The sequence below is a fragment of the Novosphingobium rhizosphaerae genome (genome assembly GCF_050920675.1).
Lineage (GTDB): Bacteria > Pseudomonadota > Alphaproteobacteria > Sphingomonadales > Sphingomonadaceae > Novosphingobium > Novosphingobium rhizosphaerae.
Genome location: NZ_CP137861.1, coordinates 2,915,037 through 2,937,383 on the forward strand (window position 1 = coordinate 2,915,037; position 22,347 = coordinate 2,937,383).

Here is a 22,347-nt window from a genome sequence, read left to right on the forward strand (position 1 = left end):
GCGGGGCAGGGTGCCCGGGCTGGGCTCTTTGAACTGGTCAGGCGCTCTCGCGCACGACCAGTTCGGGGGCCATGATGGTGGAAGGGGTTTCCACCCCGGCAATGCGCTGGGTCAGCAGATCGACCATTGCGCGGGCACCGCCGGCAATGTCCTGGCGCACGGTGGTGAGGCGCGGAACGGTCTGCGTGGCGATCGGCACATCATCGAACCCGGTCACGGCCACGTCTTGCGGCACGCGCACGCCGCGTTCGTGCAACAGGCGCAACGTGGTCATGGCGATCACGTCTGATGCGCAGACGATGCCGTCGATACAATTGCCCAGTTCGTCCAGATGCCCGGCCACCTGCTCGGGAATTTCGTCATTGGACAAGTGGGTGGAGCATGCGCGCATTTCCGGCGCATCGGCGCAGGCCGCCACGGCATCGCGCGCACCGGCCAGGCGATCGGCAATTTCCGGCGCGCCGGTATCGCCAAAGAACACCAGCCGCCGCTTGCCCTGGTCGAGCAGGCGTTGCGCCGCCAAGTGGCCACCCAGGCGATTGTCGGTGCCCACGGTGCAGTGGATCTGCCCCTCGCGGTGGCTGCCCCACACCACCATCGGCAGATAGCGCTCTGCCACCTTTTCGATCGCGTCCATCTGGTTGGACTGGCCGATCACCAGCGCGCCATCGAGCATGCCGGAATCCACGATGCGGTCGAGCCATTCATCGTCGCCGGGGATGACGCGCGAAAGCATCAGGTCGTGCCCGCTTTCGGTCAGCGCATCGGCCAGATGGCCGAACAACGTCATGAAGAACGGATCGGAAATGTGCTGGCGCCGCTCGTGGCCCAGCGGAATGACCACGCCGATGACCCCGGTTTGCTGGGTGCGCAGGCGCCGCGCCATCTGGTTGGGGCGAAAGCCGTGTTCGCGGGCAATCGCCTGGATGCGTTCGCGCGTTTCGGCATTGACCAGGCTTTTGCCGGCAAGTGCGCGCGAAACGGTGCCCGCCGAAACCCCTGCCATGCGCGCAAGTTCCGCGATGTTGCGGATCCTGGGTTTGCTTCCCTCTCTTGCGGGCTTGTCGTTGGACGTTTCTGTCATGGCGATGCTTTTAACTGGGCAACCTTTGAAAGCAAGGTGCAGGGCATAATTCCGGCATGGCGCAGCAGAAAGCATAAGGGGTGCCACTGATGCAGCCATGCCACAGCTTGCAGCAAAGTGTCAGCTGGCGATGCAATCCTTTGCATATGTCCAAAATCGGCATTGCAAACGATTGTAGTGCTGCTTATCACACAATCCATCGATTCCCGCGCCGCATGCGGGAACGTGTTCATGGGAGAGTACCTGATGAAGCCGTCCGCCTATTTGTCGTGTGCGTCTGCTGCCGCCCTTGCTGGCGCGCTGATCGCTGCGCCTGCCCTGGCCCAGGATGCCCAGCCGGCAGCCGCGCCCGCCGATGACGCCGCCGATGTGGCGCCGATCGTGGTGACGGCCGCTGCCGGTGGCAAGTCTGCCCAGCTTTCGTCGATCTCGGTTTCGCAGATCAACCAGGAAGCAGTGGCCAATTTCACCCCGCGTTCGCAGGCCGAAGTGCTGCGCACGATCCCCGGCCTCAACGTGCAGGACACCGCCGGTCCGGGCGGCAACGCCAACATCGGCGTGCGCGGCATTCCCGTGTCGACCGGCGGTTCGGAATATGTCGGCCTGCAGGAAGATGGCCTGCCGGTTACCCTGTTCGGCGACATCCAGTTCGGCAACAACGACTATTGGGTGCGTTTCGACAACAACGTGAACCGCGTGGAAGCGGTGCGCGGCGGTTCGGCCTCCACCTTCTCCAGCCAGGCGCCCGGCGCGGTCATCAACTACGTGTCGAAGACCGGCGAGCGTGACGGCGGGGAAATCGGCCTGAGCCAGGCGCTCAACTATCGCGAAACGCGCGTCGATTTCGATTACGGCGGCCACCTGTCGGACAGCGTGCGCTTCCACCTGGGCGGCTATGCCATCGACGGCAACGGCCCCACGCACCTGCCCTACAAGGCGCAGAGCGGCTATCAGATCAAGGGCAACATCACCAAGGACTTTGACGACGGCAAGGGCTACATCCGCTTCAACTTCAAGCGGTTGGACGACAAGGAGCCGACCTTTACCTCGATGCCCAGCCTGGTCACGCTCTCGGGCAACAAGATCACCGGCTACAGCACCTTCGACGGCGTCGACGCGCGCAAGTATGCCTCCACCGGCATCTACAACCAGAACTTCCAGATCCTCGATGCCAACGGCAACGTGCGCACCGTGGCGATGGAAGGCATCCATCCGGTGGCGACCGCGCTGGGCGGCGAATTCCACTATGAATTCACCCCCGCCTTCACCGTGACCGACAAGGCCCGTTGGACCTCGATGAGCGGCACCTTCGCCAACCAGTGGACCGGCGAAGCGACCACCGCCTCTGTCGCCGGCAGCGGCACGCTGCGCTATGCCGCCGGCCCCAATGCCGGGCAGGTCTACACCGGCCGCTTCGTCAGCAACAGCGCGCAGGCCTATGTCGACATGAAGGACGTGGGCAGCCTGGTGAACGACCTGACGTTCAGCGGCAAGTTCGACGTGGGCGACAATGCCAAGATCAAGGCCAACGCCGGCTGGTTCCACATGCGCCAGACCATCGCGATGGATTGGCGGATCAACAACGTCACCCAGTCGCTCAACGGCTCCAGCAACCCCGTGCCGCTCGACCTGTTCGATTCCTCGGGCAACCAGCTCACCGCCAATGGCCTGACCGGCTTCAACAACCAGTGGGGCGGCTGCTGTGGCGGGCGTTCGTACGACGTCAGCTATACCGACGATGCGCTCTATGGCCAGTTGGAAGGCCAGATCGACCGCCTGAACCTCGATGCCAGCGTGCGCTATGACAGCGTCAAGGCTTCGGGCGCCGCCTATGCGCCCGAACAGGTCGCCAACGTGACCGTGACCGACGCACTCGGTTCGGCGTCGATCCCGGCCTACAACACCAGCTCCACCCCGGCGAACCTGCTCAACTACACCAAGGGCTATGTCAGCTGGTCGTTCGGTGCGCTCTACGAAGTCAGCAGCGATACCAGCGTGTTCGTGCGCGTCAGCCGCGGTGGCCGCTTCAACGCCGACCGCCTGCTTTACAACAACGCCAACTTCACCGCCGATGGCAAGCTGACGGCGGGCGGCGATCACCTGTCGGTCAACTATGTCAGCCAGCAGGAACTGGGCCTCAAGCAGCGCGGCAACGTGGCGGGCGGGCGCTATCACGCCGAAGTCACGCTCTATCGCGCGCAAGTGAAGGAAAGCAATTACGACTTCACGGCGCCCTCGCGCGGGGAAAGCCCGTTCATCGATGCGATCTACCACTCTTATGGCGTGGAAGCATCGGCCGGGGTTTCGGCAGGCAAGTTCTCGCTCGATGGCTATGTGGTCTATACCCACGCTGAAAACGTCGGCACCAAGACCACCCCGGTGGCCATGCCCAAGTGGACCTGGCTGGTTTCGCCCAGCTATGACGCCGGGGTTGCGGCCGTGGGCTTCTCGGCCAGCGGTCAGTCCAACTTCCTGGTTTCGGGTGGCTACACCGCGCCGGGCCGCACGTTCGTGAACAGCTTCGTCAAGGTGCGTCCGGCCGACAAGCTGGAAGTGAGCTTCAACGTCAACAACCTGTTCAACACGCTGGGCTATCGCGCCAACAACGGTTCGATTGCCGTGGCCGCCGGCACCGGTGGCCTGGCCGCCAACCAGGCGATCTTCGACAACAGCGCCATGCTGGGCCGCACGATGACCGCGGCGGTGCGCTACAAGTTCTGACGGGATGTGGTGGTGGCCGGGCCCAATCCCGGCCACCGCGATCTCGATCGGGTCGCAAAAAACCCGGCAAGGTATCTGACCTTGCCGGGTTTTTTATGTTCTGGCGGCGGGCGCCCGGTTTGTCAGCCGGGCAGCGCCACGTCCAACGCCTGGCAGCCCAGCGCGATCGCGCCGGTGATGCCGGCATCGTCGCCAAGCCCCGGCGTGACGATATAGGTGGCCAGCCCGGCATCGAGGCGCGGATGGCTTACATAGCCGTTGAGCTTCGCCTCGGTCTGCCGGCGGACGGATTCCACCAGGCCGGGTGCCTTCATCACGCCGCCGCCGAAGATCAGGCGATCGGGCATATGCAGAAGCACCAGCGTGGCCGCCAGATGCGCGATATAGCCGCCGATCAGATCGACGGCCGCGCTGTCGCCGGCCAGTTGATCCAGGCTCTTGCCCCAGCGCTTTTCGATCGCCGGGCCGGATGCCAACCCTTCCAGGCAATCGCCGTGATAAGGGCACGATCCGGCAAAAGGATCGGCGGTGCGATCGCGCGGCGGCAGGATATGCCCGCTTTCGAAATGCGAAATGCCCATGAGGGAGCGGCCATTGCTGACCACGCCAGTGCCAACGCCCGTGCCGATGGTGGTATAGGCCAAAGTGCGGCAGCCTTGCCCGGCGCCCTTCATCCATTCGCCCAGGCAGGCGCCGTTCACATCGGTATCCACCACGATCGGCGCGCCGAACTGGCCCAGCACATCGTGGAAGCGCGCACCCTGCCAGCCCGGCTTGGGCGTGGTGGTGAACGTGCCATAGGCGGGCGAGGCCGGATCGATGTCGATCGGGCCGAAACTGGCGACGCCAAAGGCGGCGACCGGGCCATGTTCTTCTTGCGCTTGGGCAAAGAAATCAGCCAGCGCGGGGAAGCAGGTTTCGGGTGTCTGCGTGGGAATGCGCGTGCGCGCCAGGATTTCACCTTCGGGCGTGGCCAGGGCAGCGATGAACTTGGTGCCGCCGGCCTCGATCGCGCCGATCAGCGGGGCACCAGCCACGGGGGCGCCAATCTGGGGGGCAGCAGGCATCGTTTCTCCCTTTTGGAACACGCACAGGCGACAATCCGTGCACCGGGTCCTTGAAGGTGGGATGCCAGCATGGTCAACCTCTTTGCAATCGAATTATCTCGAAAATGGAAGTGCCCTGGCGCCTCTTTGCGGTGGGCAGCGAAATTGCGCGCGCTACCACCGTCGCGGACGGAAAGATGCTTTGCAGGCCGCTTCCCGCTTGCATACTTATGCGACGTGCATCCTGGGTCTTGAGCGACTAGGGCATGCATCGACAAGGACCCATTCCAAGGGGTCGCACGTTGCCCTGCATGAACGCATGGGTATGCGTGATGCGAACGATAAGGAGATCCGCCGATGGCCGACAGCAGTTGTTCTGCGCTTTTGCTTTTTGGCGCGACCGGCGACCTTTCCCGCCGGATGCTGTTGCCCTCGCTTTATGCCCTGCACGAAGACGGGCTGATCGATCCGGGCCTGCGTATCGTCGGCACCGCGCGTTCGGCACACCAGGACGAGGATTTCCGCGAATTCGCGCACCAGGCGCTCGATGAATTCCTGCCCGAAGACCGCAAGGACGAGACCAAGCTGGCCAGCTTCCTGGCGCGGCTGGAATACCAGACGCTCGATGCCTCGAACGTCGATGGTTTTGCTGCCCTTTCGGAAAAGCTGGGCGATACCAGCTGTGGGCTCTCGATCTTCCTGTCGACCGCGCCCGCGTTGTTCGAACCCACCATCGAGGGCCTGCGTCGTGCTGGCCTGGCCCATGAAAATGTGCGCATCGGCCTGGAAAAGCCGCTGGGCAACAACCTGGAATCGAGCCGCCGCATCAACGATGCCGTGGCCGCCGGCTTTGCCGAAGACCAGATCTTCCGCATCGATCACTATCTCGGCAAGGAAACCGTGCAGAACCTGATGGCGCTGCGCTTTGCCAACATGATGTTCGAGCCGCAGTGGAACGCGGGCAATATCGACCACGTGCAGATCACGGTGAGCGAAACCGTGGGCCTGGAAGGCCGCAAGGGTTTCTACGACGATACAGGTGCGCTGCGCGACATGGTCCAGAACCATATGCTCCAGCTTCTCGCGCTCACCGCGATGGAGCCGCCGCGCGATTTCGACGCCACCTCGATCCGCGATGAAAAGGTCAAGGTGCTGCGCGCGCTGCGCACGGTAAAGGCCGAGGAAATGGTGCGCGGCCAGTATCGGGCCGGCGCGGTGAAGGGCGGCGGCGTGGCCGGCTATCAGGAAGACCTGGGCCAGGCATCGGACACCGAAACCTTCGTGGCGATCAAGGCGCATATCGACAACTGGCGCTGGCAGGGCGTGCCGTTCTATCTGCGCACGGGCAAGCGCCTGGCCGAGCGTCGCTCGGAAATCGTGGTGCAGTTCAAGCAGGTGCCGCACAACATCTTTTCCGAACGCGGCGGCAAGCTGCGCGCCAACCGCATGGTCATCCGCCTTCAGCCCGAGGAATACGTGCGGTTGCAGGTCATGGCCAAGGAGCCGGGGCTGGATCGTGGCGGCGTCGTGCTGCGCGAGGTCAACCTCGACCTGTCGCTCACCACCGCGTTTGCCAAGGCGCGCCGCCGGATCGCCTACGAACGCCTGCTGCTCGACCTGATCGAGGGCGAGCAGACGCTGTTCGTGCGCCGCGACGAAGTGGAAGCGCAGTGGAAGTGGGTCGATGCGATCCGCGCCGTCTGGGCCAGCGAAGACATGGAGTGCAAGCCCTATGCCGCCGGCAGCTGGGGCCCGAACGCGGCCATCGCCCTGACCGAGCGCGATGGGAGAAGCTGGAATGACTGAGGCAGCAAGCGCGCGCGTAAAGTGGGCCAAGCCCGGCGATGCCGCCGCCGTGGCCGACCGCATCGCCGCTGAGCTGGCACGGCCGGGGGCCAAGCGCCTGGCCATGACCGGCGGCTCCACCCCGCTCAAGGTCTTTGCCTTGCTCAAGGATCGCGGCCTTGACTGGAGCGGCACCACCTTGGCGCTGACCGACGACCGGCGCGTGCCCGACGATCATCCCGCCAGCAATTTCGGCAAGCTTTTTGCCGCGTTGGGTGACAGCGGTGCCAGTTTCGAGCGCCTGGAAGAGGGCGCCCCGGTGGCCCCGTTCGACCTGGTGTGGCTGGGCATGGGCGAAGACGGCCACGTCGCCTCGCTGTTTCCAACCATGCAGGCGCTGGTGCGTCCCGGCGCCACGGTGATTGCCACCACGCCCATCCCGCTGCCGCCCGAAGCGCCGTTCGACCGCCTGACGCTGACGGCGCGCGCCCTCAAGGCGACGAAGGAGATCATCCTGGTCGTCACCGGTGCTTCCAAGAAGGCGCTGATCGAAGAGGTGCTGGCGGGCAACGCCGATTATCCTGTTTCCGATTTCCTGCGCGGTGCCGATGGCCCGCCGGTTACCATTTACTGGAGCGAATGATGGCCCTTCATCCCACGCTGGCCAAGGTCACCGACCGTATCGTGGCGCGCAGCCGCGATAGTCGCGCCGCCTATCTCGACCTGATCGATCGCGCGCGCGATGCCGGCGTCAACCGCCCTCAGTTGACCTGCGGCAACCTGGCCCACGGCTTTGCCGCGGCCGGGGATGACAAGTCCACGTTGCGCGATGGCAAGGCGCTCAACATCGGCATCATCACCGCCTTCAACGACATGCTTTCGGCGCACCAGCCCTATGGCCGCTATCCCGAACAGATCAAGGTCTTCGCCCGTGAAGTGGGGGCCACGGCGCAAGTGGCGGGCGGCGTTCCGGCAATGTGCGACGGGGTGACGCAGGGCCAGGATTCGATGGAACTGTCGCTGTTCAGCCGCGATACCATTGCCATGAGCACGGCCGTGGGCCTTTCCCACGGTATGTTCGAAGCCGCGCTGTTCCTGGGGATCTGCGACAAGATCGTGCCCGGCCTGATCATCGGCGGCCTGCGCTTTGGCCATCTGCCCACGATCCTGGTGCCGTCGGGCCCGATGCCCTCGGGCCTGGCCAACAAGGAAAAGGTGCGCATCCGCCAGCTCTATGCCGAAGGCAAGGTGGGGCGCGAGGAACTGCTTGAATCCGAAAGCGCCAGCTATCACTCGGCCGGCACCTGCACGTTCTATGGCACGGCCAATTCCAACCAGATGATGATGGAAATGATGGGCCTGCACATGCCCGGTTCCAGCTTTGTCTTGCCGGGCACCAAGCTGCGCCAGGAATTGACGCGCGCCGCCGTGCACCAGGTGGCCAAGATCGCTTGGAATGGCGACGATTATCGCCCGCTTGGCCACTGCGTGGACGAAAAGGCCATCGTCAATGCTGTCGTCGGCCTGCTGGCCACGGGTGGCTCCACCAACCATGTGATTCACATCCCCGCGATGGCCCGCGCCGCTGGCGTGCAGATCGACTGGGACGACATGGACGAGCTTTCGCGCGTGGTGCCGCTGATCGCCAGCGTCTATCCCAACGGGGCGGGCGACGTGAACTATTTCCACGCCGCCGGCGGCATGCCCTATGTCATCCGCGAGCTGCTGGATTCGGGCCTGGCCCATGGCGATATCCGCACCGTCTATGGCGCCTCGCTGGCCGAAGGCGCGCAAGAGCCGGTGATGGATGGCGACACGCTCAAGTGGAACCCGGCGCCGGTGAAAAGCAGCGACGACAGCATGCTGCGCCCGGTCTCTGCCCCGTTCCAGCCCGAAGGCGGCCTGCGCCTGCTCCAGGGCAATCTCGGGCGTGGCACCATCAAGCTCAGCGCGGTGGACCGCTCGCGCTGGACGATCGAAGCGCCCGCGCGGGTGTTTTCGGACCAGAACGATGTACTCAAGGCGTTCAAGGCGGGCGAGCTCGAACGCGACGTGGTGGTCGTGGTGCGCTTCCAGGGGCCGGCAGCCAACGGCATGCCCGAACTGCACAAGCTGACGCCGCCACTTGGCGTGTTGCAGGATCGCGGCTTCCGCGTGGCGCTGGTCACCGACGGGCGCATGTCGGGCGCTTCGGGCAAAGTCCCGGCCGCCATCCACGTTTCGCCCGAAGCCAAGCTGGGTGGCCCGTTGGCCAAGCTGCGCGATGGCGACGTGGTGCGGGTCTGCGCCGATACCGGCCGGCTTGAAGCGCTGGTCGATGCCGATGAATGGGCAGCACGCGAAGAAGTTGCCGCCCCGGCCGAAGCGATGGGCGTGGGTCGCGAACTCTTTGCCCTGATGCGCCATCATTCCGATCCGGCCGAACGCGGCGGTTCGGCGATGCTGGCCGCAGCCGGCCTGTAACGCCTTGGCGCATTTGGGGGAGGATACCATGGAACTCGTAGCCGTCGACATCGGCGGGACGCACGCGCGCTTTGCCCTGGCCACCGTGGAAGGTGGCCGGGTCACCCACCTGGGCGAAGCGGTGACGCTCAAGACCGCCGAACATGCCAGCTTCCAACTGGCCTGGGAGGAATTCGCCCGCCAGAACGGCGGCACCGTGCCCAAGGCCTGTGCCATTGCCGTGGCCGGGCCGGTGGGGGGCGAGGTGATCAAATTCACCAACAACCCCTGGATCATCCGCCCGGCATTGATCCCGGAAAAGCTGGGTGCGGATCGCTATGTCGTGGTCAACGACTTTGCCGCAGTGGCCCATGCTGTGGCCCAGGCCGATAACGAGCATTTCATCCACTTGTCCGGCCCCGATGTGCCGCTGCCCGAACAGGGCGTGCTCAGCGTGGTTGGGCCGGGCACTGGTCTTGGCGTGGCGCAGCTCTGGCGCCATGCCCAGGGCTATCAGGTGCAGCCCACCGAAGGCGGGCATATCGACTATGCCCCGCTCGACGGGATCGAGGATGCCGTGTTGGCCCGCCTGCGCAAACGGCATCGCCGGGTTTCGGTGGAGCGGGTGGTGGCCGGCCCCGGCATCGTCGATATCTACGAAACCCTGGCCCTGATCGAAGGCGCGCCGTTCATCCCGCGTGACGACAAGGCGATCTGGACCTTGGGCAGCAGCGGCGAAGACAGCCTGGCTGCCGCCGCGATCGACCGCTTCTGCCTGTCGCTGGGCAGCGTGGCGGGCGATCTGGCCCTGGCGCATGGCGCCTCGGCGGTGGTGATGGCCGGCGGCCTGGGCCTGCGCATCAAGGATTGCCTGGTGCGTTCGGGCTTTGCCGAACGCTTCCGCGCCAAGGGCCGGTTCGAGCAGATCATGGCGCAAATGCCGGTAAAGCTGATCACCCACCCGCAGCCCGGCCTGTTTGGCGCGGCGGCCGCGTTTGCCCAGGCGAACAAGGACTGACCGGCAAGGACTGATTTGCTGCCCCGGCCGCCTTGCACAAGCGGGGCGGCCGGGGCACAATCGGCGCCATGCATGTCATTCACGATCCCACCAGCGAACCGGAAGAAACCATTGCCTTCAGCGATTTCCTGAAGGTGGATATCCGCATCGGCACGGTGCTTTCCGCAGAAGAACTGGTGGGCGCGCGCAAGCCCTCGATCCGGCTGGTGATCGATTTCGGTCCCGGCGTGGGGCACAAGAAAAGCTGCGCGCAAGTGGCCGCGCTCTATGATCCGGCCGAACTGGTCGGCCGCCAGGTGGCCGCCGTGGTCAACTTCCCGCCGCGCCAGGTGGGCAAGGCGATGTCCGAAGTGCTCACCCTGGGCTTTGCCGACGCGGAGGGCCGCGTGGTGCTGGCCAGCCCCGAACGCCCGGTGCCCAACGGCGCGCGCCTGCTGTGAGCGCGCCGACGATCTGGACCATCGGCTATGAACAGGCGACGCTAGATAGCGTGATCGGCGCCTTGAAGGGGGCAGGGGTGGAAGTGCTCGCCGACGTGCGCGCCCTGCCGCTCTCGCGCCGCCCCGGCTTTTCCAAGACGGCGCTGGCCGGCGCGCTGGCGCAGGCCGGCATCGCCTATGTCCATTTCAAGGCCCTGGGCACGCCAGCCGATGGCCGCGCCGCCGCGCGGGCGCACGATCACGCGGCGCTGGAACGCATCTATGCCGGCCAGCTCGAACTGCCCGAAGCGATTGCTGCCGGCGCGCAATTGCACGCGCTCGCCCAGGAAAAGCGCGTGGCGCTGCTATGCTATGAACGTTCGGCGCCCGAATGCCACCGGACGTTGCTGCGCCAGGCGATGCTGCCGGAATTTGCAGCGGTAGATCTTGAGCCGTCTAGTGGGGTTTGATTGAAATGGCCCCGGATCAACGCGCTTTCCTGCTCGATCGCTTGCGCGATGTTTTTCTATTGGATGAAGCGCCTGATAATCTACTGAACTATCGGCTGGCTGATGATGACAGCCTTCTTCACGCGGCGGCGTGGCGGCGCGATATAGAAAGTGCCAGAATTCTGTTGGAGGCGGGCTTGGACCCCAATGTCCGTGGCGACATGGGCCAAACGCCGCTGCATGTTGCAGTCAGCCAAAATGACCCGGCCATGTTCGCGTTGATCCTGTCGTTTGGCGGGCAAACAGACATCGAGGATGAGTTCGGATGCTTCGCTCGCCTCGAGGACCGCGACGAGCTGGCCACAGAAAAGCGCTAGTCGTCACCGCAGAGTTGGTTCTCGGCTTGCTTTAAGGCCTCACCCCTCCACCAGCCTGCGGCTGGCCCCCCTCCCCACAAGTGGGGAGGACCTTCTAGATTCTCCCCATGAAATGGAGAGGGGGACCGCCGGCGAAGCCGGGGGTGGAGGGGCGCCTAGCGCGCCAGTTCCTCGTCCAGGAACGCCGCCACATCGGCCAGGTCCACGTCCTTGGCCAGGAACGTCTGCCCGATGCCGCGCATCAGCAGGAAGGGCAGGGTGCCCGCGTCCATCTTCTTGTCGTGGAGCATATGGTTCTTGAGCGTCTGCCCGTCGCAGCCCCCATCACGGCCCATCGCGAGCGCCTTGAGCGAGGCGGGCAGGCCGACGGCAGCAATATGGGCGGCCACGCGCTCGGCATCCTGGCCGCGCATCAGGCCGATCCGCGCCGAATAGCGCGCTGCCAGGATCATGCCCAGTGCCACGCCCTCGCCATGCAGCAGCCGGTCGGAAAAGCCGCACTGCGCTTCCAGCGCGTGGCCGAACGTGTGCCCCAGGTTGAGCAGGGCACGCACGCCGGTGGTTTCCTTTTCGTCGGCCGCGACGATCCGCGCCTTGGCGGCGACGCTATGGGCGATCGCGTGTTCGCGCGCGTCGGCCTCGCCGGCCAGCAGGCGCTGCGCGTTGGCTTCGCACCAGAAGAAGAATTCGGCGTCGTCGATCAGGCCGTATTTCACCACTTCGGCATAGCCGGCGCGCACATCGCGCAGTGGCAGCGTATCGAGGCTGAGCGGATCGGCCAGGACCAGGCTGGGCTGGTGAAACGCGCCGACCAGGTTCTTGCCCATGGGGGTGTTGATCGCGGTCTTGCCGCCCACGCTGGAATCGACTTGCGCCAAAAGCGTGGTGGGCATCTGGATGAAGCCGCACCCGCGCTTGAGCATCGAGGCGGCAAAGCCGGTCAAGTCGCCGATCACGCCGCCGCCCAGGGCGACAACGTTATCCTTGCGCTCCACTTCCTGGGCCAGCAGCCAATCGACCACGCGGGCCAGGCTTTCCCATGATTTGGTCGCTTCCCCGGCAGGCAGCACCAGCCACTGGCTGGCAATGCCCTGCGCGGCGAAGCTGGCCGTCACCGTCTCGGCCCAGGCAGCGGCAACATTCTCGTCGGTCACCACGGCCACGGTGTTCTTGCGCAGGAACGGGCGGCACAGCGCACCGGCGCGGGCAAGCGCGCCTTCCTCGATCACCACGTCATAGGGGGCGCCGGCAATGGCGACGGGAATTACAGCCATGCGTCTATCGCTTTCAGGATGCGGCTGGCCGTCACGCCGTGGGGCAGGTTGCCGCTGGTGATGTGGATCGCGGCCTGTTCATAGGCCGGCCGCCGTTCGTCGCGCAGGCGAGTGAGGATTTCGCGCGGGTTGCCGCCGCGCAGCAGGGGGCGGTTGTCCTTGCGGCCCACGCGCTCCACCAGGGTGTCGATATTGCTGTCGAGCCAGACCGACACCGCCTTGTCGAGAATCAAGGCCCGCGTCTCGGGATCGACGAAAGCGCCGCCGCCAGTGGCCAGCACTTTGCGCCGGGCGGGCGTGACACCATCGAGCAGGCGCGCGATCACGCGGCGTTCGCCGCTGCGGAAATAGGGTTCGCCATAAGTGGCGAAGATTTCGGGGATCGGCATCTGCGCGGCGCGCTCGATCTCTTCATCGGCGTCGATGAACGGCACGTCGAGCAGGCTGGCCAGCTTGCGGCCCACGGTCGTCTTGCCCACGCCCATCATGCCCACCAACACCACCGGCCGATCGAGCCGGCGGGCGATGCGGACGATTTCCGCCATGGAAAGAGGAGCGCTGTCGTGGTCCATTGCCGCGCCGCCTATACTTGCGCTAGGGCCAAGCGCAAGCGCCGTGGCAGCGAGGCAACGTGAACAATCAGGGTTCGATGCAAAGAGGCAAGCCGGAGACGGAAAAAGAGCGCCTGCCATGGCCGGCGATCGGCGGCGGACTGGTGGCGGCCGTGGCCCTGGCGCTGTTGGTGCTGGCCTGGAAACTGGGCGGCTCCCGTCGCGCCGATTGGGTCGAACAACCCGTCTCGACGCCTGCCTCCGCATCAGCTCCTGCCTCTGCCACCACGGGCGTCAATTCGGGAAGCAAGCCATGACACCGCGCCTTTTCCGCCATGCCCTGCTGGGCTGCGTTGCCGTGGCCGGGATGACCGGCGCCCTGCTGGCGCAGGAATCACTGCTGCCGCCCGGGTTCGACAAGCCGGTGAGCCAGCCGGCCCGGCCCAAGCCGGCCACGCCGGCGGCCAAGCCTGCTGCCGCGCCCGCGCCGCGTCCCGCAGCACCAGGTGCCGCCGCAAAGCCCGCCAATCCGGCGCCGGCTGCCACGTCTTCGCCGGTGATCCAGCCTCTGCCGCTCGATGACAACGCCGATGTGATCGCCGGCCCTGCCGATCCGATCGATTCGATCGATCCGGCCACGCTCGATGCGCTGATCGCCAAGGCCCAGCCCAAGTACGATATTCCGCCCAGCGCGCAGCGCAGCCTGGCGCGAGTGGGCGTGATCGACCAGGTGGATGGTGGTTTCCCCGCCACGTCCACGCACTATCTCAACGGCGCGTTCGTGGAACAGCTCCTGGGCCGCATGCGCGGGCCGATGGTGTCGCGCTGGGGCCACATCCTGGTGCGGCGCGCGCTCGCCAGCCGGATGGATACCCCGGTGGGGATGAACGGCGCGGATTGGGCGGCGCTGCGCGCGGGCCTGCTGCTCCGCATGGGCGAGGCGGATGCCGCGCGCGCCATGGTGCAATCGGTGGATAGCGGCTTTTTCACGCCGGGCCTGGAAGATGCTGCCATGGGCGCATTCCTGGCGACGGCCGATCCCGTGGGCCTGTGCCCGATCACCGCGCTCACCGCCGCCGGGCGCCAGGGCGCCCAGTGGGACCTGACCCGCGCGATCTGCTCGGCGTTTACCGGCGATGGCCCGCCGGCCATGGCCCAGCTTGACCGCCTCATGCGCCGGGGCGGAACCGATAAGATCGATATCCTGTTGGCGCAGAAGCTGGCTGGTGCCACCTCGGCCACCCGCCGCGCGGTCAACATCGAATGGAAGGATGTCGACCAGCTCACCCCGTGGCGCACCGGCCTGGCCTTTGCCGTGGGGCTGGAGCTGCCGCAAACCCTGCGCGAACAGGCCTGGGCGGACTATGCCGTGCTGGCCGTGCGTGCGCCGATGCTGCCTATCCCTGCGCGCTGCGCCGCGGCCGACGTGGCGGCCGGGCGCGGCATTCTGTCGAGCGCGGCGATGGTCGATCTCTATAGCCAGCTCGCCGAAATCAACGCCCAGGACGGCGCCGATCAGGACAAGACCTGGGGACCGCTGGCCGACAAGCTGCGCACCGCCTATACCGCAACCGACGCCGCCGATCGGCTCGCCGCGATCAAGGGGCTGTGGGGCACGGCCGATGATCCCGATCGCGCTTATTCACGCCTCGTGCTCACGGCCTATGCCGCGGCGCGCATGATGCCCAGCCCGGATATGGCGGGCGATGCGGGCGGGCTCATCGCCTCGATGCTGACCGCCGGGCTCGATGCCAATGCGATGCGCTGGGGCACAGTGGTGCCGGTGGGCAGCGAGCCCTGGGGGCTCATCGCACTGGCCGCCCCGGTCAAGACCGCTGCGATCGGCGGGGATGCGCTGGACACGTTCCACAAGGATGATGACAGTTCCGGTGCCCTGCGTTCGCAGTTCCTGCTTGCCGGGCTGATGGGCCTGGGCCGGGTGGACGATGGCACTGCAGGCGCCTTTGCCGGCAAGCTCAAGATCGACATGGGCCGCCAGACGCGCTGGACCCGCGCGATCGACGATGCGGCCGAATCGAACAATCCCGCGCTGGTGGCGATGCTCGCCGGGTTCGGCATGCAGGCGGCCAGCTGGGACAAGATGACCGCGGTGCATCTCTACCACATCGTTTCGGCGCTGCGCCGCGTGGGCCTGGATGGCGAAGCGCGGATGATCGCGGCCGAAGCGGTGGCGCGGGTGTGACCAAAGGCCGGGCTCGGGGCCAGCCCAAACCTGGGCCCGGCTCGGCTTCCCCGGCGGTGGCGGCGTTCCTGGCGATGATGGCGGCCGAACGCGGCGCGGCTGCCAATACCCTTGCCGCTTACGCCCGCGACCTGGCGGGGGCGGAAAGCGTGGTGGGCGATCTCCTGGGCGCCGATGGCGATGCGCTCACTGGCCTGGCGCAAAGCTGGGCAAACCTGGCGCCGGCCAGCCAGGCGCGCAAGATCTCTGCGCTGCGCCAGTTCATGGCCTTTGCCCAGGACGAAGGGCTGCGCGCCGACGATCCTTCCACCGCGCTGGTGCGTCCGCGCGCCCGGCGCCCGCTGCCGCGCCTGCTCGACCATGCCGAAATCGGCCGTTTTCTGGAAACGGCGGAGGCCGATGCCGCCGCCGGCACGCCAGAGGGGGTGCGCCTGCTGGCGCTGGTTGAACTGCTCTATGGTTCGGGCCTGCGTGCCACCGAACTGGTCTCGCTGCCGTTGGCGGCCTTGCCGCGCGACGTGCCGTTCCTGGCGATCACCGGCAAGGGCGGGCAACAGCGGCTGGTGCCGGTATCCACCCGCGCGCTCGCCGCGCTGCGGCGCTGGCTGGCGGTGCGGCCGGGTGGCTCGCGCCATCTCTTTCCATCTCCGCGTGGCGGGCATCTGACGCGCGTCAGGCTGTTCCAACTGGTGCGCGATCTGGCCCTGCGCGCCGGAATCGATCCCGAAAAGGTCAGCCCGCATGTGTTGCGCCACGCCTTTGCCACGCATCTGCTCGAGGGCGGGGCGGATCTGCGCGTCTTGCAAACCCTGCTGGGCCATGCCGACATTGCCACCACCGAGATCTATACCCACGTCGATGCCGCGCGGCTGGTGGCGCTGGTCAACGAAAAGCATCCCCTGCGCCATCGCTGATCCGCGCGCGACCATTGACCAAACGCGCGCGTGTCCCTAGCGCAGGCGCCATGATTTCGTACCTCGAATTCGAAAAGCCGGTCGCCGCCCTGGAAGCCCGTATCGCCGAACTGCGCGATACCGCCGCCGCCAGCGGCGAACTGGACATCGCCGCCGAGATCCGTCGTCTTGAAACCAAGTCGGCCGAGCTTCTGGCCAGCACCTATCGTGCGCTGACGCCCTGGCAAAAGACCCAGGTGGCCCGCCATCCGGCACGGCCGCACTTCCGCGACTATGTGGAGCGGATGTTCACCGGGTTCATGCCGCTGGGCGGGGACCGCCTCTATGGCGAGGACCAGGCGATCATTGGTGGCTTTGCCCGCCTGGGCAACCGCCGGGTGATGCTGATCGGCCATGAAAAGGGCAACGACACGCAAAGCCGCATCCGCCACAATTTCGGCATGGGCAAGCCCGAAGGCTATCGCAAGGCGGTGCGCCTGATGGAAATGGCCAGCCGATTCGGCTTGCCGGTGGTGACCCTGGTGGATACCTCGGGCGCGTTTCCCGGCGTCGAGGCCGAAGAACGTGGCCAGGCCGAAGCCATTGCGCGGTCTACCGAAGCGTGCCTGGCGCTGGGCGTGCCGATGGTGGCGACGATCGTGGGCGAGGGCGGCTCGGGCGGGGCGGTGGCGTTGGCCAGTGCCGAACGCGTGCTGATGCTCGAACATGCCGTCTATTCGGTGATTTCGCCCGAAGGCTGCGCCTCGATCCTCTGGCGCACGGCCGAAAAGGCACCCGACGCTGCCGAAGCGATGAAAGTGACCGCGCAGGACCTGCTTTCGCTGGGCGTGATCGATCGCATCGTGCCCGAACCGGTCGGTGGTGCGCATCGCGACCCGGCGGCGGCCTGCACCGCTCTCTCCGCAGCGATCGGCGAGGAACTCGATCACCTGGCCGGCAAGAACGCCGATGCGCTGCGCGCGCTGCGCGCCGAACGGTTCCTGCGCATCGGCGCCTGATTCGACAGCGATACAAGAAAAGGCCGCCGGACAGCGCATGTCCGGCGGCCTTTTCGTTGCGCGCCATGTAGCGTGTCGGCGGCCAACGAAAAAAGGCGGAAAAAGGCCCCCGCCTTCTTCCGCCCTTTCCGTTTTGTTCGCCCAGCCTGTTTTCGCCGGGCGGCGGCGCCTCTTAGAGGTGGCCGTCCTGAGCGTTGTTCATGTCGTTCGACACGAGGTTGAAGGTGCCCGAGAGCGAGTTGCCCAGCGCGCCCATGGCGGTGATGGCAGCAACGGCGATCAGCGCAGCGATCAGGCCGTATTCGATGGCGGTGGCGCCTTCTTCGTTGCGGAACAGGTCACGGATGAGCTTCATAATTGGTCTCCTGAAGAGGTCTTCTTTTCCCGGCCCGCACCGGCGTCTTGTCTCGCTGCGGACGACTTGGGATCTAGGCAAAAAAACCTAAGATGCGCTTAATGCGCCTGCTGCGCATTTGTGCTGGCCTGGTCGATAATATGCCAAAGCCGGTAGAGTTGATTGGTAAACGCGTTGAGGCCAAAGACGATCGACAGCCCCAGCACGCCAACCAGCAGGCCGTATTCCACGAACGTCATCGCGTCGCTCTCGCGCACGATCTTGCGCAGGAAATTCTTCATCGAACGGCCCCATCCACCTATGCATCTTTCCGCATAGCCGCGGCTAACCTAAGAAACCGTTGCACGCTGGCTTGCCGCCATGCCCTATTTCCTGCCGTAACGGATTGATCGATGTCTGCATCTCTGCCTGCTCTTGCCGTTTCCACGCCTGCTCCGCTGCTGGTGGTGGCGGCCGCGCTGGTGGCGGGTGAAGGGCGCGCGGCGCGCCTGCTGCTGCAGCAGCGGCCGCTGGGCAAGCATCACGGCGGCCTGTGGGAGTTTCCCGGCGGCAAGGTGGAACTGGGAGAAACGCCGTCGCTGGCCCTAGCGCGCGAACTGGCCGAGGAACTGGGAATCGCAGTTGCCCCGTCCGATCTGGCACCGCTCACCTTTGCCGTGCGCGAGGCTGGGAGCGCCGATCGCGGCGGGCGCGATCTGGTCCTGCTGCTCTACCGTTGCGACGCCTGGGAGGGTGTCCCCAGGCCAGAGGCGGGCGCCGCGCTGCAATGGGTGGACGGCCCGGGCCTGCGCGCGCTGGCCGTGGAAGAGACAATGCCGCCGCTCGATATTGCCTTGTGCATAACTGCGCAAAATCTGCTCGAGCCCTGAACAAGGTGCTTGCCAACCTGCGCAGTCTGACATAGAGGCGCGGCTCCCCGGCACCCGTAGCTCAGCTGGATAGAGCATCAGACTACGAATCTGAGGGTCGGACGTTCGAATCGTTCCGGGTGCGCCATTCCCTTCAAGGGTGTGGGGCAGGGGAAAGGCTCCTTACCGGGCCACACATTGGCAGGCACCCGTAGCTCAGCTGGATAGAGCATCAGACTACGAATCTGAGGGTCGGACGTTCGAATCGTTCCGGGTGCGCCATTGCCTCCTGCGGGCTGCTGGCCCTAAGGCAGGCCGCCCGCGCGTTGATCGCAGCGGGCACAGACATCGGCAGGCACCCGTAGCTCAGCTGGATAGAGCATCAGACTACGAATCTGAGGGTCGGACGTTCGAATCGTTCCGGGTGCGCCAGTCGCTTTTCCACGCTTCCATCATCGATCTGATATCAGGCGGGCGCCGCAATGGGGCGTTGCGTCGCTTTCGCGTTTCCGCTGTCCATCGGTGCGCCACGATGGCGCGGTGCCGTGCGTTTGGCGATGCGGGCGCACGGTCTGCGTGGGTAAAACGGTGCCGGCATCTGGGCTTGGCAATCCTGCCTTGGGCGCCGCGGTCGGCGGTGATTTTGGGTGCACCGCAATGCCGCAATGCAGCACTTTTGCGTTATACTAGTATAAACACCGATGATCTGTGTTCCCTGCGTATCATTTATCATCTTGGCATGCGTTCGGCGTTGCGAAAGCCGCGATGATGGTTCAATGGGAAAGCCGGTTTTGCGAATACGCAGAGCCTTGAGGCAGCCAGAATAAGGATATTGAGACTTGGCCAAGTCCGCCAGGCCGCGTGCCGCCAATCCCCGCTCCTCCGCCCCCAAGCCTGCTGCCGTGGCCGCGTCGGTTCCCGACGTTTCCGCAGCGCTCAGCAGCCCGGTCGAGGACGATGCCACTTTCGCCCTGCGCAGCCTTCAGCAGGCGCACGCGAACAACAAGCGCTATGACGCCTCGGACGCCGAACTGCTCAAGTTCTACGAGCAGATGGTGCTGATCCGCCGCTTCGAGGAAAAGGCCGGCCAGCTTTATGGCCTGGGCCTGATCGGCGGCTTCTGCCACCTCTACATCGGCCAGGAAGCCGTGGCGGTGGGCCTGCAGTCGGCGCTCAACGAAGGGCACGACAGCGTCATCACCGGGTATCGCGACCATGGCCACATGCTGGCCTATGGCATCGATCCCAAGGTGATCATGGCAGAATTGACCGGTCGCGGCGCGGGGATCTCGCACGGCAAGGGCGGGTCGATGCACATGTTCTCGACCGAGCACAAGTTCTTCGGCGGCCACGGCATCGTCGGCGCGCAGGTCTCGCTCGGCGCGGGCCTGGCCTTTGGCCACAAGTACCGTGAGGATGGCGGCGTGTGCATGGCCTATTTCGGCGATGGCGCGGCCAACCAGGGCCAGGTCTACGAAACCTTCAACATGGCCGCGCTGTGGAAGCTGCCGATCGTGTTCGTGGTGGAAAACAACGGCTATGCCATGGGCACCGCGGTCAAGCGCGGTTCGGCCGAAACCCACTTCTATCGCCGTGGCACCGCGTTCCGCATCCCCGGCATGCCGGTCAACGGCATGGACGTGCTCGAAGTGCGCCAGGCGGCCGAAGTGGCGCTGGAATATGTGCGCGGCGGCAATGGCCCGGTGCTGATGGAACTCAACACCTATCGCTATCGCGGCCACTCGATGTCCGACCCGGCCAAGTATCGCAGCCGTGAAGAAGTGAAGGGGAAATAGAGTGATTGATAGTTAAGTTATTAGAGATGGATTGGAAAGGATAAGCGCGGCGTAACCGTCTGAAGAGTGTCATAAATAGTAATGAAGATTAGAAGAAAGTGGGAAATGGGAAGACGGATATTTGAGTTTGATAGGAAAATTGAAGGTTATGGAAAGGGATGTTTCAGTATAATTGGGTTTGTATGTTGATTGGGTTATTTTTGAAAGAAATAGAAACAAAGTGGTTTGATAGATGAAATGGGATGATTGAAAGTATAGGTTGGAGGTATGAAGGAATTTGAGGGGTTAATATTTGGATATGGATGTTTTGAAGAAAGTTGGATTAGTACTAGTTAACGGGGGGGAAGTGTTGAGTAATGTTGGGATGTGGTGGTAGGGAGGGGTGTTTGTAAGTTGCGTAGGGGATGCGGAGTGTGTGAGAATTAAGAATGATTATAAGAAAAAAAAAAGAAAGTTAAAAAAAAAAAGAGTGATTTAAGAATGAATTTAAATAAAAAAAATAAAAAAAAAATTATATAATTAAAAGAAATAATTTAAAAAAATAATATGGGAAATAATAAGAATTAAATAATGAATGACTTTTTAAGAATTAAGGGGAGTGAATTTGGAAATGTAATGGAGAAGATTGGTCACAAGAGGATAATTGGCGACCTCATTGAGATGTTATATAAAAGATAAGTAGACAGAAGATTCGGCGCGGGGCGCGATGGGCGGGCTCAAGCCCGTGATCGAGTTCATGACGTTCAACTTCGCCATGCAGGCGATCGACCACATCATCAACTCGGCCGCCAAGACCAACTATATGTCGGGCGGCCAGATGCGCTGCCCGATCGTGTTCCGTGGCCCCAACGGCGCAGCCGCGCGCGTGGGCGCGCAGCACAGCCAGAACTATGGCCCGTGGTATGCTGCGGTCCCCGGACTGGTGGTCATCGCGCCTTATGACGCTGCCGATGCCAAGGGCCTGCTCAAGGCCGCGATCCGCAGCCAGGACCCGGTGGTCTTCCTCGAAAACGAACTCGTCTATGGCCGCACCTTCGATGTGCCGCAGCTTGACGATTTCGTGCTGCCGATCGGCAAGGCCCGCGTGGTGCGCGAAGGCAAGGACGTGACGATCGTGTCGTACTCGATCGGCGTGGGCTTTGCCCTGGATGCGGCCCAGCAACTGGCCGATGAAGGCATCGACGCCGAAGTGATCGACCTGCGCACGCTGCGTCCGCTCGACAAGGAAACCGTTCTGGCCAGCCTTGCCAAGACCAACCGCATGGTTGTGGCCGAGGAAGGCTTCCCGGTCTGCTCGATCGCGTCGGAAATCATTGCCATCGCCATGGAAGACGGCTTCGATCACCTCGACGCCCCGGTCCTGCGCGTGTGCGACGAAGACGTGCCGCTGCCCTATGCCGCCAACCTCGAAAAGGCCGCGTTGATCGACGCGGGCAAGATCGTGGCTGCGGTGAAGAAGGTCTGCTACCGCTGAAACGCGGTGGCTGATCCGTTTTGATGCAGGATCTGATCGATGGCTTGCCGCCGCTGGAGCGGTTGGCGGCAAGCTATGCCCCGGCGGCCACGCGCCCGTTGTGGATCGGCTATTTCGCGCTGGAACAGCGCCTGGCCGATGCCGCGCGGGAAGGGCGCGATGCAATCATGATCCAGTTGCGCCTCGCCTGGTGGCGTGATCGCCTGGGCGAGGATGCAGCCCGCTGGCCCAAGGGGGAGCCCTTGCTCGCCGCCCTCGGCCCCTGGAACAGCGCGCGTGATGCGCTGGCCGGCCTGGTCGATGGCTACGAAGCGCTGCACGTGGGCGAAGAAGGCCCGGCTGCGCTCGATGCCGCCCGCGTGGGCGTGATGGCCGCGCTGGCACAGCTTTCGCACGTTACCGATATTGCCCCGGTGGAACAGGCGGCGCGCGAATGGCGCGGGCTGGTTCCCCCGTCCTTGCCGGCACCGGGCTTGCCCCGCGCGATGCGGCCACTGGCGCTGTTGCGCGGCATGGCCTTGCGTGAAGATGGCGCATCGCCCTTGCGGCGTTTTCTGGCGGCCATGCGCCTGGGCCTGCTCGGCCGCTGATCC

21 protein-coding genes, 3 tRNA genes and 2 pseudogenes are annotated in these 22,347 nt (G+C 64.7%); 19 read left to right on the forward strand and 7 right to left on the reverse strand.

What is annotated here, in order from left to right; translation table 11 throughout:
* Positions 1-37: 37 nt before the first annotated feature.
* Positions 38-1,006 (reverse strand): LacI family DNA-binding transcriptional regulator, encoded by a 969-nt coding sequence (locus tag R9J51_RS13305; protein WP_248291632.1) that lies wholly within the window; start codon positions 1,004-1,006, stop codon positions 38-40.
* Between the two features lie 74 nt (positions 1,007-1,080).
* Entirely contained in the window at positions 1,081-1,317 is a 237-nt protein-coding gene (locus R9J51_RS13310) for a hypothetical protein (RefSeq protein ID WP_179504714.1), read from the reverse strand.
* Positions 1,318-1,330: 13 nt separating this feature from the next.
* Here R9J51_RS13310 and R9J51_RS13315 point away from each other — a divergent pair, with 13 nt between their 5' ends.
* The gene (locus R9J51_RS13315; RefSeq protein WP_169474424.1) at positions 1,331-3,805 is read left to right on the forward strand and encodes a TonB-dependent receptor domain-containing protein; all 2,475 of its coding nucleotides are present in this window, start codon (positions 1,331-1,333) and stop codon (positions 3,803-3,805) included.
* A 122-nt stretch (positions 3,806-3,927) separates the two neighbouring features.
* Here the strand turns inward: R9J51_RS13315 and R9J51_RS13320 are convergent, their stop codons facing one another.
* A complete protein-coding gene (locus R9J51_RS13320) occupies positions 3,928-4,872 on the reverse strand; it encodes an ROK family protein (RefSeq protein ID WP_168554895.1) in 945 nt (314 codons plus the stop codon).
* A 336-nt stretch (positions 4,873-5,208) separates the two neighbouring features.
* On the opposite strand from R9J51_RS13320, the gene zwf reads away from it, so the two are divergent.
* The 7 genes from zwf to R9J51_RS13355 all read left to right on the forward strand — a co-directional run bounded on the left by zwf (position 5,209) and on the right by R9J51_RS13355 (position 11,341).
* Positions 5,209-6,657, forward strand: coding sequence for a glucose-6-phosphate dehydrogenase (gene zwf / locus R9J51_RS13325; protein WP_179504715.1), 1,449 nt, complete (start codon positions 5,209-5,211; stop codon positions 6,655-6,657).
* Complete coding sequence (locus R9J51_RS13330; RefSeq protein ID WP_432787465.1) at positions 6,650-7,279, forward strand: 6-phosphogluconolactonase; 630 nt, start codon at positions 6,650-6,652, stop codon at positions 7,277-7,279. The genes zwf and R9J51_RS13330 overlap by 8 nt, the downstream gene beginning before the upstream one ends.
* A complete protein-coding gene (gene edd / locus R9J51_RS13335; RefSeq protein WP_179504717.1) occupies positions 7,276-9,099 on the forward strand; it encodes a phosphogluconate dehydratase in 1,824 nt (607 codons plus the stop codon). Before R9J51_RS13330 ends, edd begins: the two co-directional genes overlap by 4 nt.
* Before the next feature lie 28 nt (positions 9,100-9,127).
* Entirely contained in the window at positions 9,128-10,096 is a 969-nt protein-coding gene (locus R9J51_RS13340) for a glucokinase (protein ID WP_168554899.1), read from the forward strand.
* 68 nt (positions 10,097-10,164) lie between these two features.
* On the forward strand, positions 10,165-10,536 hold the full coding sequence (locus R9J51_RS13345; RefSeq protein ID WP_168554900.1) for a tRNA-binding protein: 372 nt from the start codon (positions 10,165-10,167) through the stop codon (positions 10,534-10,536).
* The gene (locus R9J51_RS13350) at positions 10,533-10,985 is read left to right on the forward strand and encodes a DUF488 domain-containing protein (protein ID WP_179504718.1); all 453 of its coding nucleotides are present in this window, start codon (positions 10,533-10,535) and stop codon (positions 10,983-10,985) included. The genes R9J51_RS13345 and R9J51_RS13350 overlap by 4 nt, the downstream gene beginning before the upstream one ends.
* Positions 10,986-10,990: 5 nt before the next feature.
* Positions 10,991-11,341 carry an ankyrin repeat domain-containing protein gene (locus tag R9J51_RS13355; RefSeq protein WP_218847413.1) on the forward strand — a complete coding sequence of 117 codons (351 nt, stop codon included), beginning with the start codon at positions 10,991-10,993 and terminating at the stop codon, positions 11,339-11,341.
* Between the two features lie 155 nt (positions 11,342-11,496).
* Here the strand turns inward: R9J51_RS13355 and aroB are convergent, their stop codons facing one another.
* Positions 11,497-12,615: a 3-dehydroquinate synthase gene (aroB, locus tag R9J51_RS13360; RefSeq protein WP_179504720.1), complete on the reverse strand. Its 1,119-nt coding sequence runs from the start codon at positions 12,613-12,615 to the stop codon at positions 11,497-11,499.
* A complete protein-coding gene (locus R9J51_RS13365; RefSeq protein WP_179504721.1) occupies positions 12,606-13,187 on the reverse strand; it encodes a shikimate kinase in 582 nt (193 codons plus the stop codon). The genes aroB and R9J51_RS13365 overlap by 10 nt, the downstream gene beginning before the upstream one ends.
* A 59-nt stretch (positions 13,188-13,246) precedes the next feature.
* On the opposite strand from R9J51_RS13365, the gene R9J51_RS13370 reads away from it, so the two are divergent.
* The 4 genes from R9J51_RS13370 to R9J51_RS13385 are packed head-to-tail and all read left to right on the forward strand — an operon-like array spanning position 13,247 to position 17,281.
* Positions 13,247-13,483: a hypothetical protein gene (locus R9J51_RS13370; protein WP_179504722.1), complete on the forward strand. Its 237-nt coding sequence runs from the start codon at positions 13,247-13,249 to the stop codon at positions 13,481-13,483.
* The gene (locus R9J51_RS13375; protein WP_179504723.1) at positions 13,480-15,369 is read left to right on the forward strand and encodes a hypothetical protein; all 1,890 of its coding nucleotides are present in this window, start codon (positions 13,480-13,482) and stop codon (positions 15,367-15,369) included. Before R9J51_RS13370 ends, R9J51_RS13375 begins: the two co-directional genes overlap by 4 nt.
* 56 nt (positions 15,370-15,425) lie before the next feature.
* Positions 15,426-16,283 carry a tyrosine recombinase gene (locus tag R9J51_RS13380; protein ID WP_432787996.1) on the forward strand — a complete coding sequence of 286 codons (858 nt, stop codon included), beginning with the start codon at positions 15,426-15,428 and terminating at the stop codon, positions 16,281-16,283.
* Positions 16,284-16,333: 50 nt separating this feature from the next.
* Positions 16,334-17,281: an acetyl-CoA carboxylase carboxyltransferase subunit alpha gene (locus R9J51_RS13385; RefSeq protein ID WP_169474436.1), complete on the forward strand. Its 948-nt coding sequence runs from the start codon at positions 16,334-16,336 to the stop codon at positions 17,279-17,281.
* Positions 17,282-17,453: 172 nt separating this feature from the next.
* Here R9J51_RS13385 and R9J51_RS13390 read toward each other — a convergent pair whose 3' ends face one another.
* Both R9J51_RS13390 and R9J51_RS13395 read right to left on the reverse strand, forming a co-directional pair.
* The gene (locus tag R9J51_RS13390) at positions 17,454-17,636 is read right to left on the reverse strand and encodes a Flp family type IVb pilin (protein ID WP_168554907.1); all 183 of its coding nucleotides are present in this window, start codon (positions 17,634-17,636) and stop codon (positions 17,454-17,456) included.
* A gap of 98 nt (positions 17,637-17,734) precedes the next feature.
* Positions 17,735-17,917, reverse strand: a complete 183-nt coding sequence (locus R9J51_RS13395) for a Flp family type IVb pilin (RefSeq protein WP_168554908.1) — start codon at positions 17,915-17,917, stop codon at positions 17,735-17,737.
* A 111-nt stretch (positions 17,918-18,028) separates the two neighbouring features.
* Between R9J51_RS13395 and R9J51_RS13400 the strand changes: the two genes are divergently transcribed.
* The 7 genes and pseudogenes from R9J51_RS13400 to R9J51_RS13430 all read left to right on the forward strand — a co-directional run bounded on the left by R9J51_RS13400 (position 18,029) and on the right by R9J51_RS13430 (position 22,344).
* Positions 18,029-18,505: an NUDIX domain-containing protein gene (locus tag R9J51_RS13400; protein WP_179504724.1), complete on the forward strand. Its 477-nt coding sequence runs from the start codon at positions 18,029-18,031 to the stop codon at positions 18,503-18,505.
* Positions 18,506-18,555: 50 nt separating this feature from the next.
* Positions 18,556-18,632 (forward strand) — tRNA-Arg (locus R9J51_RS13405).
* Positions 18,633-18,689: 57 nt separating this feature from the next.
* A tRNA-Arg gene (locus tag R9J51_RS13410) sits at positions 18,690-18,766 on the forward strand.
* Between the two features lie 73 nt (positions 18,767-18,839).
* Positions 18,840-18,916 (forward strand) — tRNA-Arg (locus R9J51_RS13415).
* Positions 18,917-19,386: 470 nt separating this feature from the next.
* Positions 19,387-20,271: pseudogene (gene pdhA, locus R9J51_RS13420) on the forward strand (pyruvate dehydrogenase (acetyl-transferring) E1 component subunit alpha); the annotation flags it as partial.
* Between the two features lie 712 nt (positions 20,272-20,983).
* Positions 20,984-21,754 (forward strand): annotated as a pseudogene (locus R9J51_RS13425) (pyruvate dehydrogenase complex E1 component subunit beta); the annotation flags it as partial.
* 23 nt (positions 21,755-21,777) lie between these two features.
* The gene (locus tag R9J51_RS13430) at positions 21,778-22,344 is read left to right on the forward strand and encodes a hypothetical protein (RefSeq protein WP_179504726.1); all 567 of its coding nucleotides are present in this window, start codon (positions 21,778-21,780) and stop codon (positions 22,342-22,344) included.
* Positions 22,345-22,347: the final 3 nt, after the last annotated feature.

What these genes read in the sequence shown, in the direction of transcription:
- R9J51_RS13305 (WP_248291632.1), bottom strand. Translation starts at nt 1,006, where the DNA reads ATGGCAGGGGTTTCGGCGGGCACCGTTTCGCGCGCACTTGCCGGCAAA.
- R9J51_RS13310 (WP_179504714.1), bottom strand. Translation starts at nt 1,317, where the DNA reads ATGAACACGTTCCCGCATGCGGCGCGGGAATCGATGGATTGTGTGATA.
- R9J51_RS13315 (WP_169474424.1), top strand. Translation starts at nt 1,331, where the DNA reads ATGAAGCCGTCCGCCTATTTGTCGTGTGCGTCTGCTGCCGCCCTTGCT.
- R9J51_RS13320 (WP_168554895.1), bottom strand. Translation starts at nt 4,872, where the DNA reads ATGCCTGCTGCCCCCCAGATTGGCGCCCCCGTGGCTGGTGCCCCGCTG.
- zwf (WP_179504715.1), top strand. Translation starts at nt 5,209, where the DNA reads ATGGCCGACAGCAGTTGTTCTGCGCTTTTGCTTTTTGGCGCGACCGGC.
- R9J51_RS13330 (WP_432787465.1), top strand. Translation starts at nt 6,650, where the DNA reads ATGACTGAGGCAGCAAGCGCGCGCGTAAAGTGGGCCAAGCCCGGCGAT.
- edd (WP_179504717.1), top strand. Translation starts at nt 7,276, where the DNA reads ATGATGGCCCTTCATCCCACGCTGGCCAAGGTCACCGACCGTATCGTG.
- R9J51_RS13340 (WP_168554899.1), top strand. Translation starts at nt 9,128, where the DNA reads ATGGAACTCGTAGCCGTCGACATCGGCGGGACGCACGCGCGCTTTGCC.
- R9J51_RS13345 (WP_168554900.1), top strand. Translation starts at nt 10,165, where the DNA reads ATGCATGTCATTCACGATCCCACCAGCGAACCGGAAGAAACCATTGCC.
- R9J51_RS13355 (WP_218847413.1), top strand. Translation starts at nt 10,991, where the DNA reads ATGGCCCCGGATCAACGCGCTTTCCTGCTCGATCGCTTGCGCGATGTT.
- aroB (WP_179504720.1), bottom strand. Translation starts at nt 12,615, where the DNA reads ATGGCTGTAATTCCCGTCGCCATTGCCGGCGCCCCCTATGACGTGGTG.
- R9J51_RS13365 (WP_179504721.1), bottom strand. Translation starts at nt 13,187, where the DNA reads ATGGACCACGACAGCGCTCCTCTTTCCATGGCGGAAATCGTCCGCATC.
- R9J51_RS13375 (WP_179504723.1), top strand. Translation starts at nt 13,480, where the DNA reads ATGACACCGCGCCTTTTCCGCCATGCCCTGCTGGGCTGCGTTGCCGTG.
- R9J51_RS13385 (WP_169474436.1), top strand. Translation starts at nt 16,334, where the DNA reads ATGATTTCGTACCTCGAATTCGAAAAGCCGGTCGCCGCCCTGGAAGCC.
- R9J51_RS13390 (WP_168554907.1), bottom strand. Translation starts at nt 17,636, where the DNA reads ATGAAGCTCATCCGTGACCTGTTCCGCAACGAAGAAGGCGCCACCGCC.
- R9J51_RS13395 (WP_168554908.1), bottom strand. Translation starts at nt 17,917, where the DNA reads ATGAAGAATTTCCTGCGCAAGATCGTGCGCGAGAGCGACGCGATGACG.
- R9J51_RS13400 (WP_179504724.1), top strand. Translation starts at nt 18,029, where the DNA reads ATGTCTGCATCTCTGCCTGCTCTTGCCGTTTCCACGCCTGCTCCGCTG.
- R9J51_RS13430 (WP_179504726.1), top strand. Translation starts at nt 21,778, where the DNA reads ATGCAGGATCTGATCGATGGCTTGCCGCCGCTGGAGCGGTTGGCGGCA.